General features: G+C 62.5%; 22 protein-coding genes and 1 pseudogene. 12 read left to right on the top strand and 11 right to left on the bottom strand.

Annotation, left to right across the window (positions count from 1 at the left end; translation table 11 throughout):
* Positions 1–52 precede the first annotated feature (52 nt).
* The 3 genes from RO069_RS20360 to RO069_RS20350 all read left to right on the top strand — a co-directional run bounded on the left by RO069_RS20360 (position 53) and on the right by RO069_RS20350 (position 3,008).
* Positions 53–298 carry a DUF2970 domain-containing protein gene (locus tag RO069_RS20360; RefSeq protein WP_328189916.1) on the top strand — a complete coding sequence of 82 codons (246 nt, stop codon included), beginning with the start codon at positions 53–55 and terminating at the stop codon, positions 296–298.
* A 540-nt stretch (positions 299–838) separates the two neighbouring features.
* Positions 839–2,491 (top strand): nitrite/sulfite reductase, encoded by a 1,653-nt coding sequence (locus RO069_RS20355; protein WP_328189914.1) that lies wholly within the window; start codon positions 839–841, stop codon positions 2,489–2,491.
* A complete protein-coding gene (locus RO069_RS20350) occupies positions 2,484–3,008 on the top strand; it encodes a DUF934 domain-containing protein (RefSeq protein ID WP_328189912.1) in 525 nt (174 codons plus the stop codon). The genes RO069_RS20355 and RO069_RS20350 overlap by 8 nt, the downstream gene beginning before the upstream one ends.
* Before the next feature lie 101 nt (positions 3,009–3,109).
* On the opposite strand, the gene RO069_RS20345 is transcribed toward RO069_RS20350, so the two are convergent.
* Positions 3,110–4,105: a YhdH/YhfP family quinone oxidoreductase gene (locus RO069_RS20345; RefSeq protein WP_328189911.1), complete on the bottom strand. Its 996-nt coding sequence runs from the start codon at positions 4,103–4,105 to the stop codon at positions 3,110–3,112.
* A gap of 31 nt (positions 4,106–4,136) precedes the next feature.
* Positions 4,137–5,195 (bottom strand): protease SohB, encoded by a 1,059-nt coding sequence (gene sohB / locus RO069_RS20340; RefSeq protein ID WP_328189909.1) that lies wholly within the window; start codon positions 5,193–5,195, stop codon positions 4,137–4,139.
* A gap of 275 nt (positions 5,196–5,470) precedes the next feature.
* Here sohB and RO069_RS20335 point away from each other — a divergent pair, with 275 nt between their 5' ends.
* The gene (locus tag RO069_RS20335; RefSeq protein ID WP_328189908.1) at positions 5,471–5,785 is read left to right on the top strand and encodes an SCP2 sterol-binding domain-containing protein; all 315 of its coding nucleotides are present in this window, start codon (positions 5,471–5,473) and stop codon (positions 5,783–5,785) included.
* A gap of 67 nt (positions 5,786–5,852) precedes the next feature.
* Here the strand turns inward: RO069_RS20335 and RO069_RS20330 are convergent, their stop codons facing one another.
* The 5 genes from RO069_RS20330 to RO069_RS20310 all read right to left on the bottom strand — a co-directional run bounded on the left by RO069_RS20330 (position 5,853) and on the right by RO069_RS20310 (position 10,571).
* On the bottom strand, positions 5,853–6,503 hold the full coding sequence (locus RO069_RS20330) for a multidrug transporter (protein WP_328189906.1): 651 nt from the start codon (positions 6,501–6,503) through the stop codon (positions 5,853–5,855).
* Positions 6,504–6,506: 3 nt separating this feature from the next.
* Positions 6,507–8,216: a chemotaxis protein gene (locus RO069_RS20325; protein WP_328189904.1), complete on the bottom strand. Its 1,710-nt coding sequence runs from the start codon at positions 8,214–8,216 to the stop codon at positions 6,507–6,509.
* A 344-nt stretch (positions 8,217–8,560) separates the two neighbouring features.
* Positions 8,561–9,262: a DNA polymerase III subunit epsilon gene (gene dnaQ, locus RO069_RS20320; protein ID WP_328189903.1), complete on the bottom strand. Its 702-nt coding sequence runs from the start codon at positions 9,260–9,262 to the stop codon at positions 8,561–8,563.
* Positions 9,263–9,270: 8 nt separating this feature from the next.
* Positions 9,271–9,723, bottom strand: coding sequence for a ribonuclease HI (rnhA, locus tag RO069_RS20315; RefSeq protein ID WP_328189901.1), 453 nt, complete (start codon positions 9,721–9,723; stop codon positions 9,271–9,273).
* Entirely contained in the window at positions 9,723–10,571 is an 849-nt protein-coding gene (locus tag RO069_RS20310; protein ID WP_328189900.1) for a methyltransferase domain-containing protein, read from the bottom strand. The genes rnhA and RO069_RS20310 overlap by 1 nt, the downstream gene beginning before the upstream one ends.
* A gap of 122 nt (positions 10,572–10,693) precedes the next feature.
* Between RO069_RS20310 and gloB the strand changes: the two genes are divergently transcribed.
* The 7 genes from gloB to RO069_RS20275 all read left to right on the top strand — a co-directional run bounded on the left by gloB (position 10,694) and on the right by RO069_RS20275 (position 19,972).
* Positions 10,694–11,488, top strand: coding sequence for a hydroxyacylglutathione hydrolase (gene gloB, locus RO069_RS20305; RefSeq protein WP_328189898.1), 795 nt, complete (start codon positions 10,694–10,696; stop codon positions 11,486–11,488).
* Between the two features lie 212 nt (positions 11,489–11,700).
* Complete coding sequence (locus RO069_RS20300) at positions 11,701–13,413, top strand: lytic transglycosylase (RefSeq protein ID WP_328189895.1); 1,713 nt, start codon at positions 11,701–11,703, stop codon at positions 13,411–13,413.
* An 84-nt stretch (positions 13,414–13,497) separates the two neighbouring features.
* Positions 13,498–15,336, top strand: coding sequence for an extracellular solute-binding protein (locus RO069_RS20295; protein WP_328189892.1), 1,839 nt, complete (start codon positions 13,498–13,500; stop codon positions 15,334–15,336).
* Between the two features lie 51 nt (positions 15,337–15,387).
* Positions 15,388–16,464 (top strand): microcin C ABC transporter permease YejB, encoded by a 1,077-nt coding sequence (locus tag RO069_RS20290; protein ID WP_328189891.1) that lies wholly within the window; start codon positions 15,388–15,390, stop codon positions 16,462–16,464.
* A gap of 6 nt (positions 16,465–16,470) precedes the next feature.
* Positions 16,471–17,490: an ABC transporter permease gene (locus RO069_RS20285; protein ID WP_328190000.1), complete on the top strand. Its 1,020-nt coding sequence runs from the start codon at positions 16,471–16,473 to the stop codon at positions 17,488–17,490.
* A gap of 1 nt (position 17,491) precedes the next feature.
* On the top strand, positions 17,492–19,123 hold the full coding sequence (locus RO069_RS20280) for an ABC transporter ATP-binding protein (RefSeq protein WP_328189889.1): 1,632 nt from the start codon (positions 17,492–17,494) through the stop codon (positions 19,121–19,123).
* Between the two features lie 57 nt (positions 19,124–19,180).
* Complete coding sequence (locus RO069_RS20275) at positions 19,181–19,972, top strand: enoyl-ACP reductase FabI (RefSeq protein WP_328189888.1); 792 nt, start codon at positions 19,181–19,183, stop codon at positions 19,970–19,972.
* A gap of 62 nt (positions 19,973–20,034) precedes the next feature.
* Here RO069_RS20275 and RO069_RS20270 read toward each other — a convergent pair whose 3' ends face one another.
* A complete protein-coding gene (locus tag RO069_RS20270) occupies positions 20,035–20,439 on the bottom strand; it encodes a PilZ domain-containing protein (protein WP_328189886.1) in 405 nt (134 codons plus the stop codon).
* A 32-nt stretch (positions 20,440–20,471) separates the two neighbouring features.
* Positions 20,472–22,280 (bottom strand): DUF1631 family protein, encoded by a 1,809-nt coding sequence (locus RO069_RS20265; RefSeq protein ID WP_328189884.1) that lies wholly within the window; start codon positions 22,278–22,280, stop codon positions 20,472–20,474.
* A gap of 243 nt (positions 22,281–22,523) precedes the next feature.
* Here RO069_RS20265 and RO069_RS20260 point away from each other — a divergent pair, with 243 nt between their 5' ends.
* Positions 22,524–23,597, top strand: a complete 1,074-nt coding sequence (locus tag RO069_RS20260) for a 3-deoxy-7-phosphoheptulonate synthase (RefSeq protein WP_328189883.1) — start codon at positions 22,524–22,526, stop codon at positions 23,595–23,597.
* A gap of 37 nt (positions 23,598–23,634) precedes the next feature.
* Here the strand turns inward: RO069_RS20260 and cobA are convergent.
* Together cobA and serS are read right to left on the bottom strand one after the other, a co-directional pair.
* A pseudogene (cobA, locus tag RO069_RS20255) lies at positions 23,635–24,396 on the bottom strand (uroporphyrinogen-III C-methyltransferase); the annotation flags it as partial.
* A 143-nt stretch (positions 24,397–24,539) separates the two neighbouring features.
* Positions 24,540–25,814, bottom strand: coding sequence for a serine--tRNA ligase (gene serS, locus RO069_RS20250; protein WP_328189881.1), 1,275 nt, complete (start codon positions 25,812–25,814; stop codon positions 24,540–24,542).
* Between the last annotated feature and the right edge of the window lie 58 nt (positions 25,815–25,872).

Genomic DNA, 25,872 nt, shown 5'->3' with positions numbered 1-25,872 from the left:
CCATGCCCGGGCCGACTCACTGGTACAGGGCAACTCACCGACAGGAGACCCGATGACGGACAACAACGACAACAACCAGGACCGGTCCGACGGATCCCGTGGGAAGAAGAATCCCGGGATCCTCAAGATCATGCAGAGTGTGCTGGCAGGGGCATTCGGGGTGCAGTCGGGCAAGCGGCATCAGGAGGACTTCAGCAGTCAGAGTCCCTGGCCGTATATTATTGCCGGTATCCTCTTCACGGTGGGGTTTGTGGTTGCGCTGGCGCTGATCGTCGGCTGGGTGCTGTCCGGCCAGTGACGGTCGGTCAACCGATATTGGGTGATGGCGGGAAAACAGTGCGGGCAGGCCTCAGGCCTGCCGCCAGGCCTGGCCCTTTACAGGCCTGACACCCAGGTCACTGCGAAGGCGACTACCAGCAGTACCAGCATGGTGAAGGCGATGGCATCGACCTGGCTGTCTTTCAGTGAGCTTTTCTTCATATCCGGTTCTCCAATGAATTTTTGTTGATCTTGTGATGGTGACGTCCGGTTACCACGTCCAGAATGTACTTTAATCTAGGCTACCCGCCCCTTCAAGTCCACCCACAAGGGTTTCAGGGTGCCAGGTTCATCAAACATTTACCGCCCGAACGGGCGTTGGGGCCACCCCTTACTTATCTCAAAAATCGATTACCATATTTTGAAATAATCATTTTAAGAATAAGGACGTAGTGCTATCCTGCCCCGCATCATTACCCATTGACCAGTGTACCGCCGGAATACCCGGGCGGGGCACTACAGCGCCCTCGCGACTGGCACCGCGGGGATGTGCAACAGGACGATTCAGGATCATTGAACTATGTACGTCTATGATGAACACGACCGGCAGATACTGGCGGAGCGGGTAGCCCAGTTCCGGGACCAGACCGATCGTGCGCTGGCTGGCGAACTGGCCGAGGACGAGTTCCTCCCCCTGCGCCTGCAGAACGGGCTTTATGTACAGCGCCTCGCGCCCATGCTGCGGATCTGCATTCCCTACGGCATGCTGCGTGCCGATCAGTTGCGCCGCCTGGCCCGGATCACTCGTGACTATGACAAGGGCTATGCCCATTTCACCACCCGCCAGAACGTACAGTTGAACTGGCCGGCGCTGGAAGACGTGCCGGATATCCTGGCGGAACTGGCGGAAGTGGAAATGCACGCTAACCAGACCAGCGGCAACTGCATCCGTAACACCACCACGGACCAGTTCTCCGGCGTCCAGACCGACGAGATTGCGGACCCGCGCCCCTACTGCGAGATCATCCGTCAGTGGTCCACCTATCATCCGGAGTTCGCCTTCCTGCCCCGGAAGTTCAAGGTGGCGGTCAACGCCTCCGAGCATACCGACCGTGCGGCCATCCAGGTACATGATATTGGCCTGCAGATGGTGCGCAACGATGCCGGTGAACTTGGCTTCCGTGTCCATGTTGGTGGCGGTCTCGGCCGTACCCCCATGGTTGGCCCGGCGATCCGCGACTTCCTGCCGGAGCTGGACCTGCTGACCTACCTGGAAGCCATCCTGCGGGTGTACAACCGCTATGGCCGCCGGGACAACAAGTACAAGGCGCGGATCAAGATCCTGGTCAAGGCGCTGACACCGGAAGGCTTCGCCGAGCGCGTGGAAGCGGAGTGGGCCCACATCAAGGACTCCCCCACCCGCCTGACCCACGATGCCATCGAGCGCATGAAGGGCTACTTTACCGAGCCGGACTATGAGGCCCTGGAGGACAACCCGGAATCCCTGGTGTCCGCCCGTGCCGAGAGCAGGCCGTTCGACAACTGGGTGACCCGCAACGTCAACGAGCACAAGAAGCCCGGCTACGCCATTGTCACCCTGACCATGAAGAAGACCGGTACCCCGCCGGGCAACGTCTCCGACCGTCAGCTGGAGCAGATCGCCGATCTGGCAGAGCAGTACAGCATGGGCGAGGTACGGGTGACCCACGAGCAGAACGTGGTACTGGCGGATGTACGTCAGGACCAGCTGTATGACCTGTGGCAGGCCATCCGCCCCATGGGCTTTGCCACCGCCAACCTGAATACCCTGACGGACGTGATCTGCTGCCCGGGCGGCGACTACTGCGCCCTGGCCAATGCCAAGTCGATCCCGGTGGCCGAGTCCATCCAGCGCCGGTTCGATAACCTGGACTTCCTCTATGACCTGGGCAACATCGACCTGAACATATCCGGTTGCATGAACGCCTGCGGTCACCACCATGTGGGCCACATTGGCGTGCTGGGTGTCGACAAGAAGGGTGAGGAGTACTACCAGATCAGCCTTGGCGGCGCGTCCCAGCATGACGCCGCCATTGGCAAGATCCTGGGCCCGTCCTTTGCCCGTGAGGACATGCCGGAGGTGATTGAGAAACTGATTGGTGTGTATGTGGACAACCGTACCGAGGAAGAGGAATTCCTCGACACCTACCGCCGGATCGGCATCACCCCGTTCAAGGAGCGCGTCTATGCCTGATATCGTTCGCCACGACGGCAGTATCGTTGCCGATCACTGGCAGGTCCTTGAGCATCCCGCCGAAGGCGAGACCCTGACGCTGCCGGAAGGCCCCTGCCTGGTGCCGGCGGAACTCTGGCTGGCCGGCCGTGAACACTATGCCGGTAACGATCAGGTGGGCCTGTGGCTGGACAGCCACGAGGAACCGGAACTCATCGCCGATCACGTGCACGAGCTGCCCCTGATCGCGGTAAACTTTCCCAAGTTCAGCGACGGTCGCGGTTATTCCACCGCCCGTCTGCTGCGGGAGCGTTTCGACTACCGGGGAGAACTGCGGGCCATTGGTGACGTCCTGCTGGACCAGCTCCAGTTCATGAAGCGCTGCGGCTTCGACAGTTACGCCCTGCGGGCGGACAAGGACATCAACAAGGCGCCGCGCTGCCTGAATTTCTTCAGCAATGCCTACCAGGCGGCCACGGACAATGACGAGCCGCTGTTCCGCCGGCGCGGGGAATTCCCGGTAGCGGACACCGCCTGATACTGATCCGGAAACAAAAAAACGCTGGCCGAAGCCAGCGTTTTTTTATGGGCGTCGGTCTATGGCAGGCGCCCGTCCCTGACACCGGCCACATACACGCCTCAGAGGCTGTGATCCAGCACGATCTTGCCGCTGGACTGGCCGGCCAGGAAGGCCTTCAGGGCACTGTCGAGGTCCTTGCGGCCAATATCCCGGGCGGACGCCTCGGTCTTCGGGCAGGTCCACTCGCTGGAAAGCTTCTTCCAGACCGCTTCCTTGTCTGCCAGCGGGATTTCCACGGAGTCCACACCCAGCAGGTTCACGCCCCGGAGGATAAACGGCATCACCGTGGTTTCCACCTTGGGGCCGGCCACCAGGCCACAACAGGACACCGAGCCACCCGGCTGGACCTGCTTGAGGATTTCCGCCAGCGGGCTGCCACCCACGGTATCCACGGCGTTGGCGAATGCGGGTTTCAGCATCGGCTTGGAAGAGGCCTCCAGGGCATCCCGGCCCAGCACTTCCGCCGCACCGAGCGACTTCAGGGTGTCGGCGTGATCGGGCTTGCCGGACACAGCGGTCACCTGGAAGCCAAGACCCGCCAGGATCTCAACGGCCACGGTCCCCACTGCCCCGCTGGCGCCGGATACCAGCACCGGCCCCTGCTCAGGGGTTGCCCCCATGCGCAGCAGCTTACCAACGCACAGGCCCGCGGTCAGGCCGGCGGTGCCGTAGATCATGGCCTTGCGGGCGTCCCAGCCTTCGGGCATGGCCACGCACCACTGCGCCGGCACCCGGATATACTCACCAAAGCCGCCCGGGGTGTTCATGCCCAGGTCATAGCCGGTGACGATCACCTGGGCCCCGACGGCGGGACTGCCACCGGAGGCCACCACTTCGCCGGCGGCATCAATGCCGGGGGTGTGGGGAAAGTTGCGGGTCACGCCCTTGTTGCCGGAGGCGGACAGGGCGTCCTTGTAGTTCAGGGAGGAGTGGCTGACACGGATCAGCACCTCGTTATCCGGAAGATCAGCCGTATTACAGGTTTCCTCGGCACCCACGTAGTCACCATCCTGCTCGTGAACACGCCATGCCTGATAGTCGGTATCGTTGCTCATTGCCTGTCTCCTGGGGTTGAGGAATGCTTTGTTATTGGATGTTCTGGTTGCGGAAGGCACTCAGCACGCGCCAGACCGTGGCTTCCAGGGCGGCGCTGGTGGCCAGTCCCAGCTTCTCCGGTAGCGTCCGCTTACGCTGGAAGCTGACCGACACCACATCCGAGCGATCACAGGCGTCGATCAGGTACTCGTCGGAGGTGCGAATCTCATCCACCAGCTTCACTTCCAGTGCCCGGGTGCCGAACCAGATATCACCGTTGGACACCTTGTCCACATCCAGGTCAGGCCGCCGCTCACGGACGTAGTCCTTGAACAGGTGGTGGGTGTCCTCCAGGTCTTCCAGGAACTTGCGGCGCCCCTTCTCGGTATTCTCACCGAAGATGGTCAGGGTCCGCTTGTGCTCGCCGGCGGTGAGGATCTCGTAGTCCACATCGTGCTTCTTGAGTACCCGATGGAAGTTCGGCAACTGGGCCACCACACCGATGGAGCCGAGTACCGCAAAGGGGGACGCCACGATCCGGTCCGCCACGCAGGCCATCATGTAGCCACCACTGGCGGCCACCTTGTCGACACAGGCGGTCAGGTGGATACCCTTGCCCCGGATGCGGTCAAGCTGCGACGCCGCCAGACCATAGGCGTGGACCAGGCCGCCGCCGCTCTCCAGGCGCACCACCACTTCGTCACGCCCCGGCTCGGCCACCGACAGCACCGCCGTCACGGATTTCCGCAGGGTTTCGGTATCGCTGGCCTTGATGTCGCCGTCAAAGTCGATCACAAAGGTCTTCGGCCGGGTTTCCTCTTCTTTCCCGTCGGCGGACTTGCCGGCTTTCTTTTTCTTCAGTTTTTCCGCCTTCTGCCTGGCTTTCTTCCAGAGTTTACGCTGGTCCGGGGAGAGCATCCGCATCTCGATGGCTTCCCGCAGCTTGCGGTACTTTTCGTTGAGTCGGCGAACGGTGAGTTCGCCTTCGTCGTCACCCTCCCCCCGGCTTTTCTGTATGGACGTGGCCGCCACCACGATGACCACCACTACCGCAATCACAAAGGTCACGACTTTCGCGAGAAAGAGACCGTAGTCAGACAGGAATTCCAAGGCACGCTCCATGATCGACTGCAAATGAGAGTCCTGATTGTAACCGAGGCCATAGCGGGTACAACCATCCGGGGACGAAAGTTGCACAGTGGGGAAGGAAATTCGTCAAACGATCGTTTGATTTTTCCTTGACACTCCCCCTGCACGTCCCTAAAGTCGAATTGAACTGGCTGGCCGGGAGACCCGGCAGTCCCCGCTGGTTTGTTGCCAGCCGGTCCGCCCAGCACGATGCGAACCGCTCGTTCGCAGAGTTTGTTACACAAAAGGGAAAAACAATGTCCGTAGCCCAGGTATTCGAAAAATTCGAACAGAACTTCAACCCCGATGCCGCTGAAGGCATGGATCTGGTGTTCCAGTTCAACATCGAGGACGACCAGAACTACCACCTGATCATCAAGGACCGCACCTGCAAGATGGTCCAGGGCGATCATGACGACCCCTCCGTTACCCTGATCATGGATTCCGCCACCCTCAATGGCATCGTCTCCGGCGAGACCGATGGCATGCAGGCGTTCATGTCCGGCCAGCTCCGCGCTGAAGGCGACATGATGCTGGCCACCAAGCTCGGACAGCTGTTCTCGCTGAACTGATCCACCGTTCACGGAACGACAAAGGGCATCCCGTGGGATGCCCTTTTCTTTTACTGGCCTGACTGCCCTACTCTTCGTCCCAGAGCTTAACCGCCGACCTGGCCTCCTCATTCACCGGCACCGTCACCAGCCCGCTGGACGAAAGCCGGACATCGTACAGGGCGCCATCCCGGAACGGCATATAGGTGGCACTGCCGTAGATCCCCTCCATGAACGGCAGGTTCCAGGCCTGATCCAGCTCCCACAGGTCCGGCCAGCCCTGCTCGCCCACCGCCTCAACCGTGCGCGCATCGTTGCGTTCCTGCTCCAGGGAATGATAGCGCCCGCTGATCCGTTCCAGGCGATAGCCCGGCGCCACACCAAGCCAGCCGAACGGACCGCCAAAACGGATGATGCGGGCATCAAGCTGCCACTCATCACCACGGAGGGTCCAGTTCTCCGCAGGCTCCCCCGGCTGGTCCAGCCGGACCCGCCAGGTCTGGTCACCAATTGCCTCGATGCGCAGAGAGCCAATGGTTTCCATATGGGAGAGCGCCTGGTAGTGGCGCAACTGCATGGCCACGGCAACACCGTAGAGACCACCACCCACCAGCACAATGACGAACATGCCCTTGATCCAGCCCAGCAGCCACCGGGGGCGCAGGAAGAACGCCAGACCAATGAGCACCAGGATACCGCCGAGTCCGGCCAGTACGAGCATCGCCATTGGATAGGACATTGGTTACAGCCCCCCGTCGTCCAGGGAGGACTCCGCCAGCTTCAGGAGATCCGGATTGCGGTTGTCGCGGGTGCCGATGGTCTCAATGTAGTACTCCAGGGACGTCAGGGCATCCGCCAGGGATTCGAGCACCGCGCTGCCCGGTGGTTCCTTCACATCCAACAGCCGTTCCTGGATGGACCGGGCCACCCGTTCCATCACGTCCGCCGCGTCCGGATCGCCGGTCATCAGCAGACCGCCCCAGATGCTGTGCAGGGTGTGGGGCAGGTTCGCCAGGTGGAGCTTGTCGTAATCGGACTCCACAAACGCGGTGATGGCACGCTTGGCCAGGGTCAGCGCGCTGCGGGCCTCGTCCCCCACCACAATGCTGGCTTCCCGCAGGTAGAGGGATTCCTCCCGGACCTCCGGACGGGCCATGGCCAGGGCATCGGTCTCGGAGGTAATGCCCCGGGATACCATCTGCTGGACCGCATTCTCGATCCCCAGCACGGCATCCGCCAGGGAATAGAGTTCATCCTCCGCCGGCAGCGATCCGGCGTGCTCCCAGGTACGCAGCCGCTCGGCCTCGCCCTGGGCGATTTCCCCAAGCTGGTTGAGGTCGAGCATGTTCAGGGTGTTGGACAGCCGGTTGAGGGAATCGGCAATGGTGGACAGCTCGCTCAGGTCCGGCTCGATGCCACGCTCGATAATATCCAGGCGGTCCTTGAGCTGGTTGAGCTCGTCCTGCAGGGCCTCGGACAGGGACTTGAGCACATCCGCGCCGGGGCCATACAGACGCTTGCGGTGGGCCTCCATCATGGATTCCGGATAGTCCGATGGCGCCAGGTTCCAGGCGGACAGTATTCGCTGTACCTCCTGGTTGCCGGAGCCGCTCCGGTAAAGCAGATAGACCATCTCCCGGATAATGGATTCGTCCAGGGTCCGCCGTGCCGCCGTGCGGCCCACATAGACCATGTCGCGGCTGTACTTCTCGACACGCATCAGCAGGCGCTTGCGGGCCTTGTTGAAGCCCATGGCGCGATCGGTCATGGTATCCGCCACCACCATCAGCAGGCACCAGAGCTGCTTCAGCTGCCCTTCCCCGCACAGGCGCGCAAACCCCCGCGACGCACGGGACAGAAGCTTCTTGCTGACTACCTCGTTGCGTTCCCGGATCACCCCGATCAAGGCCACCTGGAACATCAGGCGCATGCGCCGGGCGTAGGTCTCGAACTCGTCGTCCGACAGGTCCAGGGGCTCGGTAGCGGTGCCGATGCAGAAATCCGGGCGCTTCTCGGTGTCCAGCTCAAAAAAGTGGGATTCCGGGTGTGGATGTTCGCCCCGCGCCACCCGCAGCTCGTTGATGATGGGCAGCAAAAGTTCCGGGTGGTCCTCCCGCTGCTGGTGGTAGTACTCCACATAACGGCGGAGGATGAACAGCGAACTGTTGAGGGTGGTGAGGAGGATGTTCTTGTCGTCGCTGGCACCAACGGGCACATCATTGGCCACGGTGACCGCTTCCTTGCACAGGAGGGTGCCGCCGCGCAGCTCCACCAGCACGAAGATGCCCCGGAGCTGGTTCAGGTAATCCACACAGTTCTGCAGGTCTTCACCGCTTTCGCGGTTCTCCTGGAAGCGCTCTAGGCTGGTTTCCGCATTGCGGATGGTCTGCTCTATCTCTTTCTTGACCAGATCGAACGACTGTGACTTCGTCGCTAGTGACGACTGAATCATAAACTGACGCTTCCTGTCTCAGCATGGCCTGCGCAGGTACCGTTTATACGCTTCAGGTACCTCCTGCACAGGCCTGGCCTGAACAGGGGTCTCCCGACGGTCGCGGGTCAGGCCCGCCCCGAATTCAACGGGTACTGCCTGGCCGGGCACCACACGACCCTTCTGGTACAGCGCGGGGGTTTCGCGGGTTACCCGGGCAAATCGCCGTAATACAAGGACTGTCCATTACTTATAACACAAAAGTTAGCCCGCTCAAGCGAGTGCGGCTATCACTTTCAAGAACTCCTAAACAGTTCTCAGTTCTATCGCATATCCTTACGAAACCCTTTTCATCACCCAGCCATTCATGTTGACGACCGCCAGAGGACTTCTCCGGCCGCCTTTTCCACCGTATCCAGGAACGCCTCGTGGGCGGCCAGTTCGTCATCGCTGGCTCGCACCACGGCCAGGGGCGGACGATCCGCCGGCAATCGCCGGATCGACTGGACACCTTCCTCGCCGTCGCTACCGGCGTCCAGCGACAGGGCCGTCTGGCCACCGGTCAGCAGCAGGAACACATCCGCCAGGATCTCGGCGTCCAGCAGGGCGCCGTGAAGCTCCCGGTTACTGTTATCAACGCCATAGCGTTTGCACAGCGCATCCAGGTTGTTCTTCTGCCCCGGATGCTTGCGCCGGGCGATGGCCAGGGTATCCAGCACGCCACAGTGGTCCGCCACCTTGCGCACCGGCTTGAGCCTGGCGAACTCGGCATCCATGAAGCCCACGTCGAAGGCCGCGTTGTGGATGACCAGCTCCGCGCCCTTGATGAACTCGAAGAACTCCTCGGCGACCTCGGCAAAACGGGGCTTGTCCGCCAGGAATTCGTTGGTGATTCCGTGTACCGAGATGGCTTCCTCTTCCACCTCCCGGTCCGGGTTGATATAGACATGGTAATGGCGACCGGTCAGTTGCCGCTCCATCACCTCCACACAGCCGATCTCGATAATGCGGTGACCTTCCGCCGGATCGATGCCGGTGGTTTCCGTATCCAGGACAATCTGTCTCATGCTTGCTCCTACTCCGCGTTGGCGCCTTCAAGCTGTTCAATGCCCAGGTTGGCCAGGGCGTCGGCCCGTTCGTTGCCCGGCACGCCGGAATGGCCCCGGACCCAGTGCCACCGGATGTCGTGGCGGGCCACTTCCTCATCCAGGGCGCGCCACAGGTCCTCGTTCTTCACCGGCTTGCGGGCGGCGGTTTTCCAGCCATTTTTCTTCCAGCCGTTCATCCACTCGGTGATGCCCTTGCGCACGTACTGGGAGTCGGTATACAGATCCACCTTACAGGAACGTTTCAGGGCCCGAAGCCCCTGGATGGCGGCCATCAATTCCATGCGGTTATTGGTGGTTGCCCGCTCCCCGCCGGACAGTTCCCGGGTGTGGCCACCATAGCTTAACAGTGCGCCCCACCCCCCGCGGCCGGGGTTGCCCTTGCAGGCGCCATCGGTATACAGCGTTACTCGTTCGCTCATCAAAGATTCCGGATTGCGTGTCCATCGGCATCACGCCGTGCCCTGCCCTGGGCGCGACCCTGTCGTGAAACGCCGAGTGTACCGGGACTGGGCAGCGGAATCACCTTACCGGGCCGCCATGCCCGACGACGGGCGATGGGGGCACAGACGCGCTTGGTGGCCAGCACGCAGTAGTAGGCGCCCAGCGGCAGCATGCTCTGGCTACCCACGTACTCGAGCAGACTGGCCCGCTCCACCAGTGAGTCACTCTGCACCGGCAGGCGGAAGAAATAGCTGCCGGAGCTCTCAACCGTGCATTCCAGCAGATTCAGCCAGTCCTCCATCCTCGATCGCAGCAGGAAACGCCCACCCCAGGGGCCCCGGCGACGTCGACTGAGCAACCGCCGGACGCCCCAGGAACTGATCGGGTTGAAACCCAGTAACAGCAACTGTCCGCCACCCCGTAGCACCCGGGTCGATTCGCGCAGGACCTGATGGGGCCATGCCGAGAAATCCGCCGTATGGTGCAGGATCACCAGGTCCACCGACCCCGAGGGAAATGGCAACTCGTCGGGATCGCAGACCACCACCCCGTCGGGCAGGTCCTTGCGCCAGTAAGGTGTGGCAATGATGTGCTGGGTGTAATCGGTGTCGATGGCCAGGGGCAGACGGTGGCTCAGGGCGACATGGAGCTGGCGGGCGCCGCCCAGGTCCGCCACATGGGTGTTCACGCAGGCATGCTGGTCCGCCAGCAGGGCCTGGCCCAGGGAAGACTGGAACCAGGCCTCCAGGCTGCGGTGAGAGGCCCGGTAATCGGGCTGTTGACGGCGTCGGCGGCGGATTAACCGCTGCCACTCCAAGCCACGCATGTCTGTCATCCCCTACCCCCTGTTCGCGAGTGTCCCTTGGGCACGCGCAACCCGATGCTTTATCATAGCAGTGACACTCCATCGCCTGAAGTAATGAGGCCACCACCTGAAATGAGGCGCCCATGCTGACCATTACACCGATTCCGGCATTCTCAGACAACTACATCTGGTGCCTGGCAGACACGGACTCCGGCAAGGCCCTGATCGTTGATCCGGGACAGGCATCACCGGTGGTGGACCACCTGGAACGTCACCGGCTCACCCTGGACACCATACTGGTCACCCATCACCACCCTGACCACACCGGGGGTATCGCGCAACTGCGTGAGCAACTGAATCCCCAACGGATCGTAGCGCCAGGCGGCTCCCCGTATACCGGCGGCACGGACACGGTCCACGCCGGTGATGACGTGGTCTGGCAGAGCCTGACCTTCCAGGTGATGGCCACGCCCGGCCATACCCTCGACCATATTGCCTATTTCTGCGACACGCCAGTGGCCGGCCATCCGGTCCTGTTCTGTGGCGATACCCTGTTTGCCTGCGGCTGCGGGCGCCTGTTTGAGGGCACGCCGGGACAGATGGTGGAATCCCTGGCCGGCCTGCGCGGCCTGCCGGATGACACCCACGTCTTCTGTGCCCATGAGTACACCCTGGCCAACCTGCGCTTCGCCCGCAGCTGGCTGCCGGATGATCCCGCCCTGTCCGCCTTCGAGGACCACTGCCGGGCGCTGCGCGATGAAGACCGCCCCACCGTGCCGGTGGTGCTGGGTGACGAGAAACAGCGCAACCCGTTCCTGCGCTGGGACGACCCGGCGGTCATCCGTGTCGCCGAACGTTATGGCCGCGAACACGATCTTGTAACAGATAGTGACAGCGGTGTGTTTGCGGCAGTGCGTCACGGCAAGGATCATTTCTGATTCGCTACACTGCCACCCATCCAGCTGTCTTTTACCGATTCAGCCACCGACGCCGGGCCCATGATGGGCCCCGGCCTTGCGAACCCGTAACGCGACCGTGATTGACCCGCATACGGGGGTTACATAAAATCGCGAACGTTTTACGAACCCGTTGACCCGCTCGGCAGCCAGGGAAACAGGCTGGAATCCGTCCGAGCTCTGGAATGTCCAATATGATGGCAAGACGTACCACCACACTGACCCTCCTCACCTTTTTCCTGGCCGGTTGCACCTCCAACCCGTCCTGGTACGGCAAGGAGGATGACACCGTCCTCGACTCCCATCAGCAGACGGTTGCCGCCGGCGACGATGCCCTCAAGCGCTCCGTCGAGGGCCAGACAAAGGACGACACCACCAAGCTGGACGAGTCCATAGAACCCTCCCTCAAGGAAACCGCCGAAAAGGCCCGGAACCGGCTTGATTCCGGAGAAGTGGCCGACGGCGAGGTGGCCGAGGAGGACCGGGACCTCTGGATGCGGATTCGCGCCGGTTTCGCCATGGACCACGACCAGGGCGACGAGCGCATGCAACAGCAACTGGAGTGGTACCAGAAGCACCCGGCCTACGTGAAGCGTGTGGTGGAACGGGGACGTCGCTACCTGTATTACATTGTCGAGGAAATCGAACGCCGCGGGCTGCCCATGGAGTATGCCCTGCTGCCGGTGGTGGAAAGTGCCTACGACCCCTTTGCCTATTCCCATGGCCGGGCTTCGGGCCTGTGGCAGTTCATTCCCGGCACCGGTCGCCACTTCGGGCTGGACCAGAGCTGGTGGCACGATGACCGCCGTGATGTCCTCGCCTCCACCAATGCCGCCCTGACCTACCTGGATCAGCTGGCCCAGCGTTTCGACGGCGACCCGACCCTGGCACTGGCGGCCTACAACAGCGGCGGCGGCACGGTATCCAGCGCGATCCGCCGCAATAATCGCAAGGGCGAACCCACGGACTACTGGTCCCTGGACCTGCCCCGGGAAACCCGCCATTACGTTCCCAAGCTGATCGCCCTGGCCAAGATCTTCGACGACCCCGAGGCCTACGGCATCGAACTGCCTCCCCTTGAGGACGAGCCCTACTTCGAGGTGGTGGAGACCGGTGGGCAGATCGACCTGGCCCACGCGGCGGAACTGGCCGGGGTGGACGTGGACGAAATCTACCTGCTGAACCCGTCCTTCAACCGCTGGGCCACTCGCCCGGACGGCCCCCATCGCCTGCTGGTGCCGGTTGCCAGTGCCGACCGTTTCCGCCAGGGCATTGCCTCATTGGATCCGGACTCGCGGGTATCCTGGGACCACTACCAGGTTCGCTCAGGCGACAATCTGGGCGCCATCTCCCGCCGCTACGGCACAACGGTGGCCGTGCTGCGTGAGGTGAACAATCTCAACAGCGACATTATCCGTGTTGGCCAGCAACTGCTGATCCCTTCCGCCAAAGCCGGCGAGGAAACCTACAGCCATAGTGAAAGCCAGCGCGTTGCCCGCAAACAGGCGCGGGGTGGCCGCAACAGCGACGGCCAGCGGGTGGAACACCGGGTGACCCGGGGTGACACCTTCTGGGATATCGCCCGGGAGCATGGCGTCAGCGTGCGGCAGGTGGCCGCCTGGAATGGCATGGCGCCGGGGGACCCGCTGGTGCCGGGTCGCAAGCTGGTAATCTGGTCGAAGAATGCCGATGCGGCCTCCGCCACACAGGTGGCCAGTAACAACCGTTCCGGCATGGTACGCAAGGTGGGGTACCGGGTTCGCCAGGGCGACTCCCTGTCGACCATTGCTAACCGGTTCGCGGTCAACGTCAGCGACATTGCCGCCTGGAATGATCTGAACACCTCCCGTTATCTGCAACCCGGCCAGAGTCTGGTACTCTACGTGGACGTGCGGAACAGCCCCTGATTTTTCCGGTCAAAGGGAGCCTCTGAACAATTCCAGTGGGCGGCTTCGGTCGCCCAGGCAACAATAACGGGTATAAGAATGTCTATGGCCAGACCAAGGATATCTCGGTTCTCTTCCCTCTTTGCATTGACAGGCGCCCTGTTCCTGTCCGCCACCCTCTCAGCCGACGACAACACCAGCCAGAACAGCGACGCCGCGGTTGAACCGGTACACGCACTTGCCATGCATGGCAAACCGGCCTACGGGCCGGATTTCGATCACTTTGACTATGTCAATCCAGAGGCCCCCAAGGGCGGACGTCTTCGGCTGGCGGTGCGCTCAAACGGCTACGATACCTTCAACCCGTTTATCGTGAGGGGCATTGCCGCTTCGGACATCCGGACCTACCTTTACGATACCCTGCTGGTGTCCTCCGCCGATGAACCTTTCTCCGCCTATGGCCTGATTGCGGAATCCATCGAGACACCGGAAGACCGCAGCTACGTCATCTACAACCTGCGCCCCGAGGCCCGGTTCCACGATGGCCATCCGATCACGGCGGAGGACGTGGCCTTCACCTTCAATTTGCTGATGGAAGAGGGACACCCGGGTATCAGGAACTACTACGCGGGTGTGGAGGAGGTCACCGTCCTTTCGAAGCACCGGGTACGGTTCGACTTCGGCGAAACCAGCAACCGTGAGCTTCCCCTGATCCTCGGCCAGATGGAGATCCTGCCCCAGCACTACTGGCAGGATCGGGATTTTGGTGAACAGGGCCTGACCCCGCCGTTGGGCAGTGGCCCGTACCGCATCGGGGAGTTCGAGGCGGGTCGCTATGTCACCTACGAACGGGTCAAGGACTACTGGGCCGCCGACCTGCCGGTGCGCCAGGGGCGCTTCAACTTCGACCTGATTCGCATCGACTACTATACCGACGAGACGGTCATCCTGGAGGCCTTCAAGGCCGGTGAGTACGATTACCGCCGGGAAATGTCCGCCAAGAACTGGGCCACCGCCTACAGTGGCGACCGCTTCGCCAACGGCCAGATCATCACCGAGGCCATCGAACACCAGCGTCCCGCCGGCATGCAGGGGTTCGTCTTCAACACCCGCCGGGACAAATTCTCGGATCCCCGGGTGCGGGAGGCCATCGGCTATGCCTTTGACTTCGACTGGGCCAACCGCAACCTGTTCCATGATCAGTACGAGCGGACAGACAGCTATTTCGAGAACAGTGAACTGGCATCGTCCGGTCTGCCCGAGGGGCGCGAGCTGGAGATCCTGGAACGCTACCGGGACCAGTTGCCGGAAGACGTGTTCACGGAGCGTTACGCCCCCCCTTCCACGGAGGGCGACCGCACCCTGAGGGATAACCTGAGGAAGGCCATGGCCCTGCTTCGGGAAGCGGGCTATCAGGTCCGTGACGGCACCATGGTCCACCAGGAAACCGGGGAGCCCCTGTCGTTCGAGTTCCTGCTGCACCAGAAAGCCTTTGAACGGATCGTACTGCCGTTCAAGAACAACCTGGAGCGCCTGGGCATGGAGGTGGACGTGCGGCTGGTGGACACCAACCAGTACGTGGAACGGGTCCAGAGTTTCGATTTCGACATCGTCACCATGGTGATCCCACAATCCGACTCACCTGGCAATGAGCAATGGAACTTCTGGCATTCCTCGGTTGCGGACACGAAAGGCTCCGGCAATTATGCCGGCATCCAGGATCCAGTGGTGGATGAACTGGTGAAGCTGGTGATCCAGTCGCCGGACCGGGAATCCCTGGTCACCCGCACCCATGCCCTGGACCGGGTACTCCTCCACGGCCATTACGTGGTGCCCCAGTGGCACCTTTCCGTGGACCGGATCGCCTACTGGTCGTTCCTGGAGCGCCCGTCCACCACTCCCAAGAACGGGGTGGATGTCGACAACTGGTGGTATGGCAACTGATTCCATGCCTGATTCCACCTTCATGCCTGACCACCGGAGCTGACAGTTACCATGGGCAGCTATATTCTCCGGCGTCTTGCATTGATTATTCCGACCCTGTTCGGGATCCTGCTGCTCAACTTTATTATCGTCCAGGCCGCACCCGGCGGTCCGGTTGAGCAGCTTATCGCCGAGATGCAGGGCCACGGCGGCAGCGCGCTGACCCGCGCCAGCGGTGGTGGTGGCAGCGAGGTATCCGCCGGCGGTGACAGTCGCAGCTCCCGGGGCATACACCCGGAACTGCTGGAAGAGATCGAGGCCATGTATGGCTTTGACCGACCCGCCCATGAGCGTTTTTTCCAGATGGTGGCCGACTACGCCCGTTTCGATTTCGGGGATTCCTTCTACCGGGACCGGAGCGTGGTGGAACTCATTGTCGACAAGCTGCCGGTATCCATCTCCCTGGGCCTGTGGTCAACACTGGTCATCTACCTGGTCTCGATCCCGCTGGGCATCCGCAAGGCCGTCCACGACGGCACCCGCTTCGATGTCTGGACCAGCTCGGTGATCGTGGTGGGCTATGCCATCCCCGGCTTCCTGTTCGCCATCCTGCTGATTGTCCTGTTTGCCGGTGGCAGCTATTTCGACATCTTTCCCCTCAGCGGGCTGACGTCCCCCAACTTCGACGAGCTGTCCTGGCTGGAGAAAATCCAGGACTACTTCTGGCACCTGGTGCTTCCGGTGACCGCCAATGTTATCGGCGGCTTTGCCACCCTGACCATGCTCACCAAGAACTCCTTCCTGGATGAGATCGGCAAGCATTACGTGGTGACCGCCAGGGCCAAGGGCCTGAACCAGCGCCAGGTACTCTATGGCCATGTCTTCCGCAACGCCATGCTGATTGTCATCGCCAGCATGCCCGGCGTGCTGGTGTCGCTGTTCTTCACCGGGTCGCTGCTGATCGAGGTGATCTTCTCCCTGGACGGCCTGGGCCTGCTGGGTTTTGAAGCGGCCCTGAACCGGGACTACCCGGTGATCTTCGGCACCCTGTACATCTTCACGCTGATGGGGCTGATCCTGAAACTGATCAGCGACCTCACCTACGTGGCGGTGGATCCCCGCATCGATTTCGAAAGCAGGGAGGGCTAGGCAATGATGACGTTGTCACCCATACAGCGCCGCCGTTTCGAGAACTTCCGTCGCAATCGCCGGGGCTACTGGTCGTTGTGGCTGTTCCTCATCCTGTTTGCCGTGTCCCTGTGCGCCGAGCTCATCGCCAATGACAAACCCCTGCTGGTGTCCTATGAGGGCGAGCTGTACCTGCCACTGATCGAGAACGTCCCCGAGGAAACCTTCGGCGGCTTCCTGCCCACCGAAACCGATTACCGGGACGACTTTATCCAGGAGGAAATCAACAGCAAGGGCTGGATATTGTGGCCTCCCATCCGGTTCAGCTACGACACCGTGAACTACAACCTGGATCAGCCCTCACCGGCACCGCCGTCCGCCGACAACTGGCTGGGCACCGATGACCAGGCCCGGGATGTCGCGGCCCGGGTGATCTACGGGTTCCGCATCTCCGTGCTGTTCGGCCTGATACTCACCATCCTCAGCTGTATCGTTGGTGTTGCCGTGGGCGCCCTGCAGGGCTACTACGGCGGCAAGGTGGACCTGCTGGGCCAGCGGTTCGTGGAGATCTGGTCGGGGTTACCGGTGCTGTTCGTGCTGATCATCCTGTCGGCCTTTATCAAACCCAATTTCTGGTGGCTGCTGGGCATCATGCTGCTGTTCAGCTGGATTGCCCTGGTGGACGTGGTGCGCGCGGAGTTCCTGCGGGCCCGCAACCTGGAGTACGTCAAGGCTGCCCGGGCCCTGGGGCTGGGGAACCGCAAGATCATGTTCCGGCATATCCTGCCCAACGCCATGGTCGCCACCCTCACCTTCCTGCCGTTCATCCTGACCAGCGCCATTACCATGCTGACCTCCCTGGACTTCCTGGGCTTTGGCCTGCCGCCGGGCTCCCCGTCCCTGGGCGAGCTGATTTCCCAGGGCAAGGAGAACCTGCATGCCCCCTGGCTGGGTATCTCCGCCTTCGTCAGCCTGGCCCTGATGCTGACCCTGCTGGTGTTCGTGGGCGAAGCGGTGCGCGATGCCTTTGACCCGAGGAAGAACTGATATGGCCAGCGTACTGGAATTCGACAACCTCACCCTCAGGTTCGGAGACAACGAACCCGCCGTCCGGGGCCTGTCCTTCCAGGTGCGGGAGGGCGAAATCCTGGCTCTGGTGGGGGAAAGCGGCTCCGGCAAGTCCGTGTCGGCGCTGGCGGCGCTGGGACTGCTGGACGAGCGCCTGGTGACCTACCCGGAGGGGGCCATCCGCTATCGGGGGGAGGACCTGCTCAGGGCCGGCGAACGCCGTCTGCGGCAGGTCCGTGGCCGCTCCATCAGCATGATTTTCCAGGAACCCATGACCTCCCTGAACCCGCTGCATACGGTGGAAAAGCAGGTGGCCGAGGTACTTGCCATACACCGGGGGCTGAGAGGGCCACAGGCCCGCAAACGGGTGCTGGAACTGCTGGAGCTGGTGGGCATCCCGCAACCGGAGGAGCGTCTGGACAGCTACCCGCACCAGCTCTCCGGCGGTCAGAAACAACGGGTGATGATCGCCATGGCCCTGGCCAACGACCCCGACCTGCTGATCGCCGACGAGCCCACCACGGCCCTGGACGTCACGGTGCAGCAACAGGTGCTGGAGCTGCTGCAGTCGTTGCAGGCCAGGCTGGGCATGGCCGTGCTGCTGATCACCCATGATCTGACCATCGTGCGCCACTATGCCCAACGGGTGGTGGTGATGGAAAACGGGCTCAAGGTGGAGGAAGGCAACACCGACCAGGTCTTCAGCGCCCCGTCACATCCCTACACCCGCAAACTGCTGGACTCGGAGCCCCCGGAGCAACCCCGGCCCATGGATGACAGCCAGGATGAGCTGCTCCGGGTGGAAAGCCTGAACGTTCGCTTCCCGGTGGGCAAATCCCTGTTCGGCAAGCCCCGCCGATGGCTCCACGCGGTCCAGGACGTCAGTTTCACCCTGCGCCGGGGAGAGACCCTGGGCATCGTCGGTGAGAGTGGCAGTGGCAAGACCACCATCGGTCATACCCTGCTGAAGCTGACCAGCGGCCAGGGGCGCGTGTTCTTTCTGGGTGACCGTATCGACCACCTCAACCAGAAGGGTTTCCGGCCCTGGCGACGGCGGATGCAACTGGTATTCCAGGACCCTTTCGGTAGCCTGAGCCCACGGATGTCGGTGGGCGACATCGTCGGGGAAGGCCTGGGCATCCACAGCGACGCGAGCCGGGACGAACAGGAGCAGCAAGTCATCCGGGCGTTGCGTGACGTGGGGCTGGATCCGGACGCCCGCCACCGGTACCCCCACGAGTTTTCCGGTGGGCAACGACAGCGCATCGCCATTGCCCGGGCCCTGGTGCTGCAACCGGACGTGATCGTACTGGACGAGCCCACCTCGGCCCTGGACCGCACGGTCCAGAAACAGGTCATTGAATTGCTACAGGAATTGCAGTCCCGTTACCGGCTAAGCTATCTTTTCATCAGTCATGACCTGGCCGTGGTCCGGGCCCTGAGTCACCAGCTATTGGTGCTTCGCTCCGGCCAGGTGGTGGAAAGCGGACCAGCGGAGGTCATATTCCAGAACCCGGAATCCGAGTACACCCGGGAACTGCTGGCGGCCGCCCTGTTTTACCGACCGCCGTCCAATGGGTCGGAGGCCGACCTACGACCAATGGACCGTTAGGCAGGGCCACCTCCTTCAGGGATAATGCCCGCAAAATTCATCATAGGGAGAATTTACATGGGAATCCTAAGCGGTAAACGCGCACTGATTGTTGGCGTTGCCAGCAAACATTCCATTGCCTACGGCATTGCCGAGGCCTTTCATGAGCAAGGCGCCGAACTGGCCTTTACCTATCAGAACGACAAACTGAAATCCCGTGTGGTCGGTTTCGCGGAAAACTGGGGCAGCCAGCTCACGTTCCCCTGCGATGTCGCCAGCGACGAGGAGATCGATAACGTCTTCTCCGAGCTGAAGAAGCACTGGGACAGCGTCGATATCATCGTTCATGCGGTGGGCTTCGCCCCAGGCCACGAACTGGACGGCAACTATGTGGACGTCACCACCCGGGAAGGTTTCCGGATTGCCCACGACATCAGTTCCTACAGTTTCGTGGCCCTGGCCAAGGGCGCCCGCCAGCATGGCCTGCTGAACGAGCACAGTTCCCTGATGACCCTGTCCTACCTTGGGTCCGAGAAGGTGCTGCCGAACTACAACGTCATGGGTCTGGCCAAGGCCTCCCTGGAAGCCAGCGTACGCTACATGGCGGTGTCGCTGGGTGGTGACGGGGTGCGGGTCAATGCCATCTCCGCCGGGCCCATCAAGACCCTGGCGGCATCCGGCATCAAGGCCTTCCGCCGCATGCTCAACGAGAACGCCGGTCGCGCGCCCCTCAAGCGCAATGTGACCCAGAAGGAAGTGGGCAATGCCGCCGCCTTCCTGGGCTCCGACCTGGCCAGTGGCGTCACCGGCGAAGTCATGTACGTGGATTGTGGCTTCAACATTACCGGCATGGGCACCCTGGAAGAGTGATCCGTTCCAACCGGGGGTGACACTCACCCCCGGTACTGCCTGCCCTGCACCACTCCCTCGGACTATTCTCCTTCCATGGCCCCGGCCACAGCGTCCATCCAGGCCAGGTAATCACTGTCTCCGGTTTCCAGGATCTTCAGCCCGGACTGCCAGCGACCATCGTCCACCGGGCGACACCAGACCACCTCCACCGTCAGTGAGCAGGCCTCATCGGCACCGTGCAGGCGGATGCCTGCGGGCAACAAAGCCCCCGGGGTCAGTGGTTCACGGGTGATCACCCTCAGTCCGCCTGGAGATACGTCCGAGCTTTCCGCCGGCGCGACCCGCGCCCGCCTGGCCTCGCCAGGCTCCGCCGATTCCAGCTCCAGGGTGACGCTGGCGCGCCCCACCAGCCGGAACTCGTCCCGCTGCTCCCGGTCCGGGTACAGCTCATCACTACCAAATGCGTAGGGGTCGTTATTTTTCATTGTTCTGCCACTTTCATCAGGGGGACACGGGGTTAGCGACCGACACGGATACGGCCCACCACCCGGCTGAGGGTTTCGTCGAATTCGGCGGTGGCCCCCAGTATGCGGGCGGTACCGGTCAGCAAACGCTCTACCAGGGTATCCGTGGTCAGCTCCGTGCGATTAAGCCCAAGACGGTCGACAAAGACCAGTTTGCGACTGGCGTTGATCCGTACCGCCAGTTTCAGGCGTTGTTCGTCTTCGGCGTCAGGAGTCTTCCGCAGGGCGATCCATCCCCCCAGGTTAATACGCTCCACCTCGGCCACCGCCTGGTCCATGGCCGCTACCCGGGCTGCCTCGATCCGAGCGGCCTCTTCCTCCTCCGCCCGCTCCCGGGCCAGTCGTGCCTGTTTTTCGGCCTCCGCCTTGCGGGCCGCCTCGGCCTGTGCCTTTTGCCTGGCTTCGGCCTCTTTCTTCTGCCTGAGCTGTTCCGCCCGTTCCCGGGCCTTGCGGGCCGCTTCCTGGCGCTGGCCGCGCTGGGATGAGAGCACCCGGTCCAGGGCTGACACGGTGTCGTTCAGCACATCACCAAACCGGGTCAGCGGCGGTAACGGACGCATGCGACCGTCGTCCAGGGACTGGCGGAATTCCAGCCAGGGTGTCAGCCCCAGCCGTACGCCATAGCCGTTGCTCCAGAGTACTTCCCCGGTCTCTTCCAGGTAAGCCAGGAAGAAACGGCGCTGTTCACGGGTTCCACTGCCTTCCACGAACCAGCTTCCACAATATTGCTCCAGGGTGTCGGCGGAAACCTTCGGCAGATCCATCCAGGCCGGATCATGGTCCAGGCGGGCCAGTCGGTCCCGGGTGGACTCCGCCTCGGGATCACCACCGCGCAGGCGGTCCACCAGAACCGCTTCCACCGCGGACAGGGGACCACGGGGCGGGGCTTCCCGTCGGACCCGCTGCCAGACCTCGGTGATCCGGTCCGATAGCTGTTCCCCCACCTGGTACAGGCGGTCCATGTTCTGACCGGAGAGCTTTGGATCACCAGCCCACACCATCCACTCCAACAGGCGTGTGCCGTGGCGCCAGTTCTCCCCCTGGACACCCTCCTGCCAGACCACCTGCCGCAGTAGCGGCAGCCAGTGATCAATCAGGAAGTCCTGCGTCGCCACCGGCAACTGCCGCCCTTCCAGCGCCCGTCCGGTCACCGCCCGGGCCACCTGGTCCGCCCGCCGCTGACGGGCGGCCCCGGTTTCCGTTTCCACCAGTCGCTGGTGCAGGCGGCTGGAGTGCTGGTGCCGTCGTTCAGCCTCCCGGTGCCATTTGTCGCAGAAGGCCGCGAATGGCGCCAGGTCGTTGTCCCCGAAACACTGGTCCAGCACCGTCACCAACTGGTCCAGCTGATCCAGCAGTGCCCGGGACGACCGCCCCCCGGAATCGCTCCACCCGCGCCAGTCCGCAAAGCTGTCCAGCCACTCCACCAGCAGACCGGTGAACAACGGATGCTCTTCGGCCGCCAGCCGCCAGGCCAGGGGATAGCGCAGGCGGGCGAGACGGGCAACCAGTACCGGATGTAATCCGGACGATCGCAGGAACACGTCCATGATACGGTCGGCCAGGTAGGCTCCGTTGACCTGCTGCACGGACCAGGGGCCTTCCAGGTTATTCAGTACCTCCGATACCCGCTGGTCGGTCTGCAGGGTCCAGTGCTCCCGCAGGAGCCCGGACCAGTCCTGGAAGCGCTCCGGCTGTCCGACCGGATATGGCAGGTCCGGTACCCGGATCTCGCGGATAACGCCGAGGATCCGTTCGCGCAGGGAATCGGGAAGCGAGGACTCGGGAAAAGAGGAATCGGGCATGTTGACCATTGGTTTCAGACATCAGCCCCGTCGGGCACCTGATTATCCCGTCTGGGGATACCTTCCACATTGCAGCATGCCAGCCGCGTAAGGTCCAGCCCGCAACGGCCGGAATGCGGCCCCGGTCCGTTGCATTGGCCAGTCAAATGGCGCAGTATATCCGTCCATCAAAATAACCACCGAAGCCCCCGCGCAGCAGTGTCCGGAGGGCTTTGACGAGAGAAGATCAGGAAGCACAACAGTATGTCCGGCAAGCAACTCGAGAACCTCAACGTGGCCAGTCAGGAGCCGCTGATTACACCGGAAGCCCTCAAGCGGGAAATGCCCCTGACGGAGAAGGCCGCGGCCACCGTCACCGAAGGACGCCAGACCATCTATGACATCCTTGATGGCAAGGACCATCGGCTGTTTGTGGTGGTGGGGCCCTGCTCCGTCCACGATGTGGAAGCGGCCCGGGATTACGCCAGGCGCCTGAAGGCACTGGCGGACGAACTGAGTGACACCCTCTACATCGTGATGCGGGTCTATTTCGAGAAACCCCGTACCACCGTCGGCTGGAAGGGGCTGATCAACGACCCACACCTGAACGACTCCTTCGACATCGAGCAGGGTCTGCACATGGGTCGTCGCCTGCTGCTGGATATCGCGGAACTGGGGCTGCCCACCGCAACCGAGGCGCTGGATCCCATCTCACCCCAGTACCTGCAGGACAGCATCTCCTGGTCCGCCATCGGTGCCCGCACCACCGAGTCCCAGACCCACCGTGAAATGAGCAGTGGCCTGTCCATGGCCATCGGTTTCAAGAACGGTACCGACGGTAGCCTGGATGTGGCCATCAATGCCATGAAATCCGTGTCCCACCCCCACTCGTTCCTGGGCATCGACCAGCAGGGCCAGGTGGCGATTGTCCGTACCCGGGGCAACCAGTACGGCCATGCGGTACTGCGTGGTGGCGGCGGCAAGCCCAACTACGATTCGGTGAGTGTGGCCCTGTGTGAGCAGGCCCTGGAGAAGGCCGGCCTGCGCAAGTCCATCATGGTGGATTGCAGCCACGCCAACTCCAACAAGGATCCGGCCATCCAGCCGCTGGTGATGCAGGATGTGGCCCACCAGATCCTGGAAGGCAACCGGTCGATCCAGAGCCTGATGGTGGAGAGCAACATCAACTGGGGCAACCAGTCGATTCCTGACAACCTGGACGACCTGAAGTACGGCGTCTCGGTCACCGATGCCTGCATCGACTGGGAAACCACCGAGAAGGCGCTACGGGATATGCGCAACAAACTCAGGGACGTGCTGCCCGGCCGCAAAGGCTGAACCACCTGGTACCGGCGGACCGACCTGGTCGGTCCGTTCAGTCCTGATCCATGTCGCCGGCCTGTACGGCGGCCATCCAGTCCAGCTTGTCCCTGAGCCCCACCACCTCGCCGATAATGACCAGCGTCGGGGCCTGTACCGCGCTCTGCTGCACCTTGTCCACGATATTCTCCAGGGTACCGCTCACCACGTCCTGCTCCGGCGTTGTTCCGCGGGACACCAGGGCCACCGGCATGGACGGTGACATGCCGTGGGCGGTGAGCTCGCGCACGATAATGGGCAGCCCCACCAATCCCATGTAGAACACCAGGGTCTGGTTGGTCTGGACAAAGTCGGTCCACGGCAGGTCGCAGGTATCGTTTTTCAGGTGGCCGGTGACGAAGCGCACGGACTGGGCGTAGTCACGGTGGGTCAGGGGAATACCGGCGTAGGCGGCACAACCGGAGGCGGCCGTGATACCGGGAACCACCTGGAAGCGGACGCCAGCTTCCGCCAGGGTTTCGATCTCCTCACCACCCCGGCCGAAGATAAAGGGGTCGCCCCCCTTCAGGCGCACCACCCGACGGCCTTCCCGGGCCAGGTCCACCAGTTTCTGGTTGATCTGGTCCTGGGGAAGTGTGTGATCGGCGCGCTTCTTGCCCACATGCACCAGCTCGGTGCCCTCGGGGATCATCTCCATGATGGGCTGGGACACCAGCCGGTCGTAGAGCACGATGTCCGCCTGCTGCAGGATCCGCCAGGCCTTCAGGGTCAGCAGCTCTGGATCTCCCGGACCGGCGCCGACCAGGAACACCTCGCCTTCCGACGAATTGGGGTTCCGTGTGACAGGGTTCACCCGGTAGCGGGACGGGAGCCGAACCCCCGAACCGCCCTTTAATGGGGCATCCACGGATCGCGGTGCACCACGCTGTTCCGGGCTGATGTCCGTCTTTTCCTTGCCTGTCATTGAATCCTGTCCAGACCTCGCATATAGGGGCGCAGCGCTTCCGGCACCTCAATGCTGCCGTCCGCCTGCTGGTAGTTCTCCATCACCGCAATCAGGGTGCGGCCGACAGCGAGCCCTGACCCGTTCAGGGTATGGACGGGCTCGGGCTTGCCGGTTTCCGGGTTACGCCACCGGGCATGCATGCGACGTGCCTGGAAGTCCCGGGTATTGGAGCAGGAGGAAATCTCACGGTACTTGCCCTGCCCCGGCAACCAGACCTCAAGGTCATAGGTTCGGGCGGCGGCAAAGCCGATGTCCCCACCGCACAGTTCCACCACCCGGTACGGCAGGTCAAGGAGCTGCAGGATCTTTTCCGCATTGCCGGTGAGTTCCTCCAGCGCCGCCTCGGACTCCCCTGGGCGCACAATATGGATCAGTTCCACTTTGTCGAACTGGTGCTGCCGGATCATGCCCCGGGTATCGCGACCATAGGAACCCGCCTCACTGCGGAAGCATGGCGTATGGGCGACAAACTTCAGCGGCAGGCTGGCGTCATCCAGGATGGAATCCCCGACCAGGTTGGTCACCGGCACCTCGGCGGTGGGAATCAGGTACAGGGGCTGTTCGCCGTCAATACGGAACAGGTCCTCCTCGAACTTGGGCAACTGGCCGGTACCGTACAGGGTATCCTTGTTCACCAGATAGGGAACATAGGTTTCCTCATAGCCATGCTCCAGGGTGTGCTGGTCCAGCATGAACTGGGTCAGCGCCCGGTGCAGGCGGGCAACACCACCGCGCATGGCCACGAACCGGCTGTGGGCCAGGCGGGTGCCGGCCTCGAAATCCATGCCGCCCAGGGCCTCGCCCAGGCTGACGTGGTCCTTCACCTCGAAATCGAAGGAACGGGGTGTGCCCCACTGGCGCACCTCCACATTCTCGTCCTCGCTCTCCCCCTCCGGCACGGTGTCATCCGGCACGTTCGGGATGCCATCAAGGAACGCTGTCAGGGCTTCCTGCACGGAACGGAGCTCGTCCTCGGCTTCCGCCTTCTGACGCTTCAGGTCTTCCACTTCCTGCAACAGGGGCTGGATATCCTCGCCCGCCGCCTTGGCCTTGCCGATGGACTTGGACCGGCGGTTCTGCTCGCCCTGGAGGGTTTCGGTCCGCACCTGGATGGATCGACGCTTCTCTTCCAGCTCATTGAACTGGTCGCGATCAAAGGTGAAGTGCTTGACCGCCAGACGGCGGGCAATGTCATCGGTTTCAGCGCGGACACGTTTCGGGTCGAGCATGGCAATCCCTGTTTGACTGGGTGTGATTGATAACAATAGCGGGAGATTATAACCGTTC

Source organism: Marinobacter sp. OP 3.4 (genome assembly GCF_036224885.1).
GTDB lineage: Bacteria > Pseudomonadota > Gammaproteobacteria > Pseudomonadales > Oleiphilaceae > Marinobacter.
Note: the sequence above shows the minus strand (reverse complement) of the source record. Positions and strands in the feature narration are given on the sequence as shown.

What these genes read in the sequence shown, in the direction of transcription:
- RO069_RS20330 (WP_328189906.1), bottom strand. Translation starts at nt 6,503, where the DNA reads ATGTCCTATCCAATGGCGATGCTCGTACTGGCCGGACTCGGCGGTATC.
- gloB (WP_328189898.1), top strand. Translation starts at nt 10,694, where the DNA reads ATGCTGACCATTACACCGATTCCGGCATTCTCAGACAACTACATCTGG.
- RO069_RS20280 (WP_328189889.1), top strand. Translation starts at nt 17,492, where the DNA reads ATGGCCAGCGTACTGGAATTCGACAACCTCACCCTCAGGTTCGGAGAC.
- RO069_RS20310 (WP_328189900.1), bottom strand. Translation starts at nt 10,571, where the DNA reads ATGCGTGGCTTGGAGTGGCAGCGGTTAATCCGCCGCCGACGCCGTCAA.
- RO069_RS20325 (WP_328189904.1), bottom strand. Translation starts at nt 8,216, where the DNA reads ATGATTCAGTCGTCACTAGCGACGAAGTCACAGTCGTTCGATCTGGTC.
- dnaQ (WP_328189903.1), bottom strand. Translation starts at nt 9,262, where the DNA reads ATGAGACAGATTGTCCTGGATACGGAAACCACCGGCATCGATCCGGCG.
- RO069_RS20355 (WP_328189914.1), top strand. Translation starts at nt 839, where the DNA reads ATGTACGTCTATGATGAACACGACCGGCAGATACTGGCGGAGCGGGTA.
- RO069_RS20275 (WP_328189888.1), top strand. Translation starts at nt 19,181, where the DNA reads ATGGGAATCCTAAGCGGTAAACGCGCACTGATTGTTGGCGTTGCCAGC.
- RO069_RS20260 (WP_328189883.1), top strand. Translation starts at nt 22,524, where the DNA reads ATGTCCGGCAAGCAACTCGAGAACCTCAACGTGGCCAGTCAGGAGCCG.
- RO069_RS20265 (WP_328189884.1), bottom strand. Translation starts at nt 22,280, where the DNA reads ATGCCCGATTCCTCTTTTCCCGAGTCCTCGCTTCCCGATTCCCTGCGC.
- RO069_RS20300 (WP_328189895.1), top strand. Translation starts at nt 11,701, where the DNA reads ATGATGGCAAGACGTACCACCACACTGACCCTCCTCACCTTTTTCCTG.
- RO069_RS20350 (WP_328189912.1), top strand. Translation starts at nt 2,484, where the DNA reads ATGCCTGATATCGTTCGCCACGACGGCAGTATCGTTGCCGATCACTGG.
- serS (WP_328189881.1), bottom strand. Translation starts at nt 25,814, where the DNA reads ATGCTCGACCCGAAACGTGTCCGCGCTGAAACCGATGACATTGCCCGC.
- RO069_RS20285 (WP_328190000.1), top strand. Translation starts at nt 16,471, where the DNA reads ATGACGTTGTCACCCATACAGCGCCGCCGTTTCGAGAACTTCCGTCGC.
- RO069_RS20290 (WP_328189891.1), top strand. Translation starts at nt 15,388, where the DNA reads ATGGGCAGCTATATTCTCCGGCGTCTTGCATTGATTATTCCGACCCTG.
- RO069_RS20270 (WP_328189886.1), bottom strand. Translation starts at nt 20,439, where the DNA reads ATGAAAAATAACGACCCCTACGCATTTGGTAGTGATGAGCTGTACCCG.
- RO069_RS20360 (WP_328189916.1), top strand. Translation starts at nt 53, where the DNA reads ATGACGGACAACAACGACAACAACCAGGACCGGTCCGACGGATCCCGT.
- RO069_RS20335 (WP_328189908.1), top strand. Translation starts at nt 5,471, where the DNA reads ATGTCCGTAGCCCAGGTATTCGAAAAATTCGAACAGAACTTCAACCCC.
- RO069_RS20295 (WP_328189892.1), top strand. Translation starts at nt 13,498, where the DNA reads ATGGCCAGACCAAGGATATCTCGGTTCTCTTCCCTCTTTGCATTGACA.
- RO069_RS20345 (WP_328189911.1), bottom strand. Translation starts at nt 4,105, where the DNA reads ATGAGCAACGATACCGACTATCAGGCATGGCGTGTTCACGAGCAGGAT.
- rnhA (WP_328189901.1), bottom strand. Translation starts at nt 9,723, where the DNA reads ATGAGCGAACGAGTAACGCTGTATACCGATGGCGCCTGCAAGGGCAAC.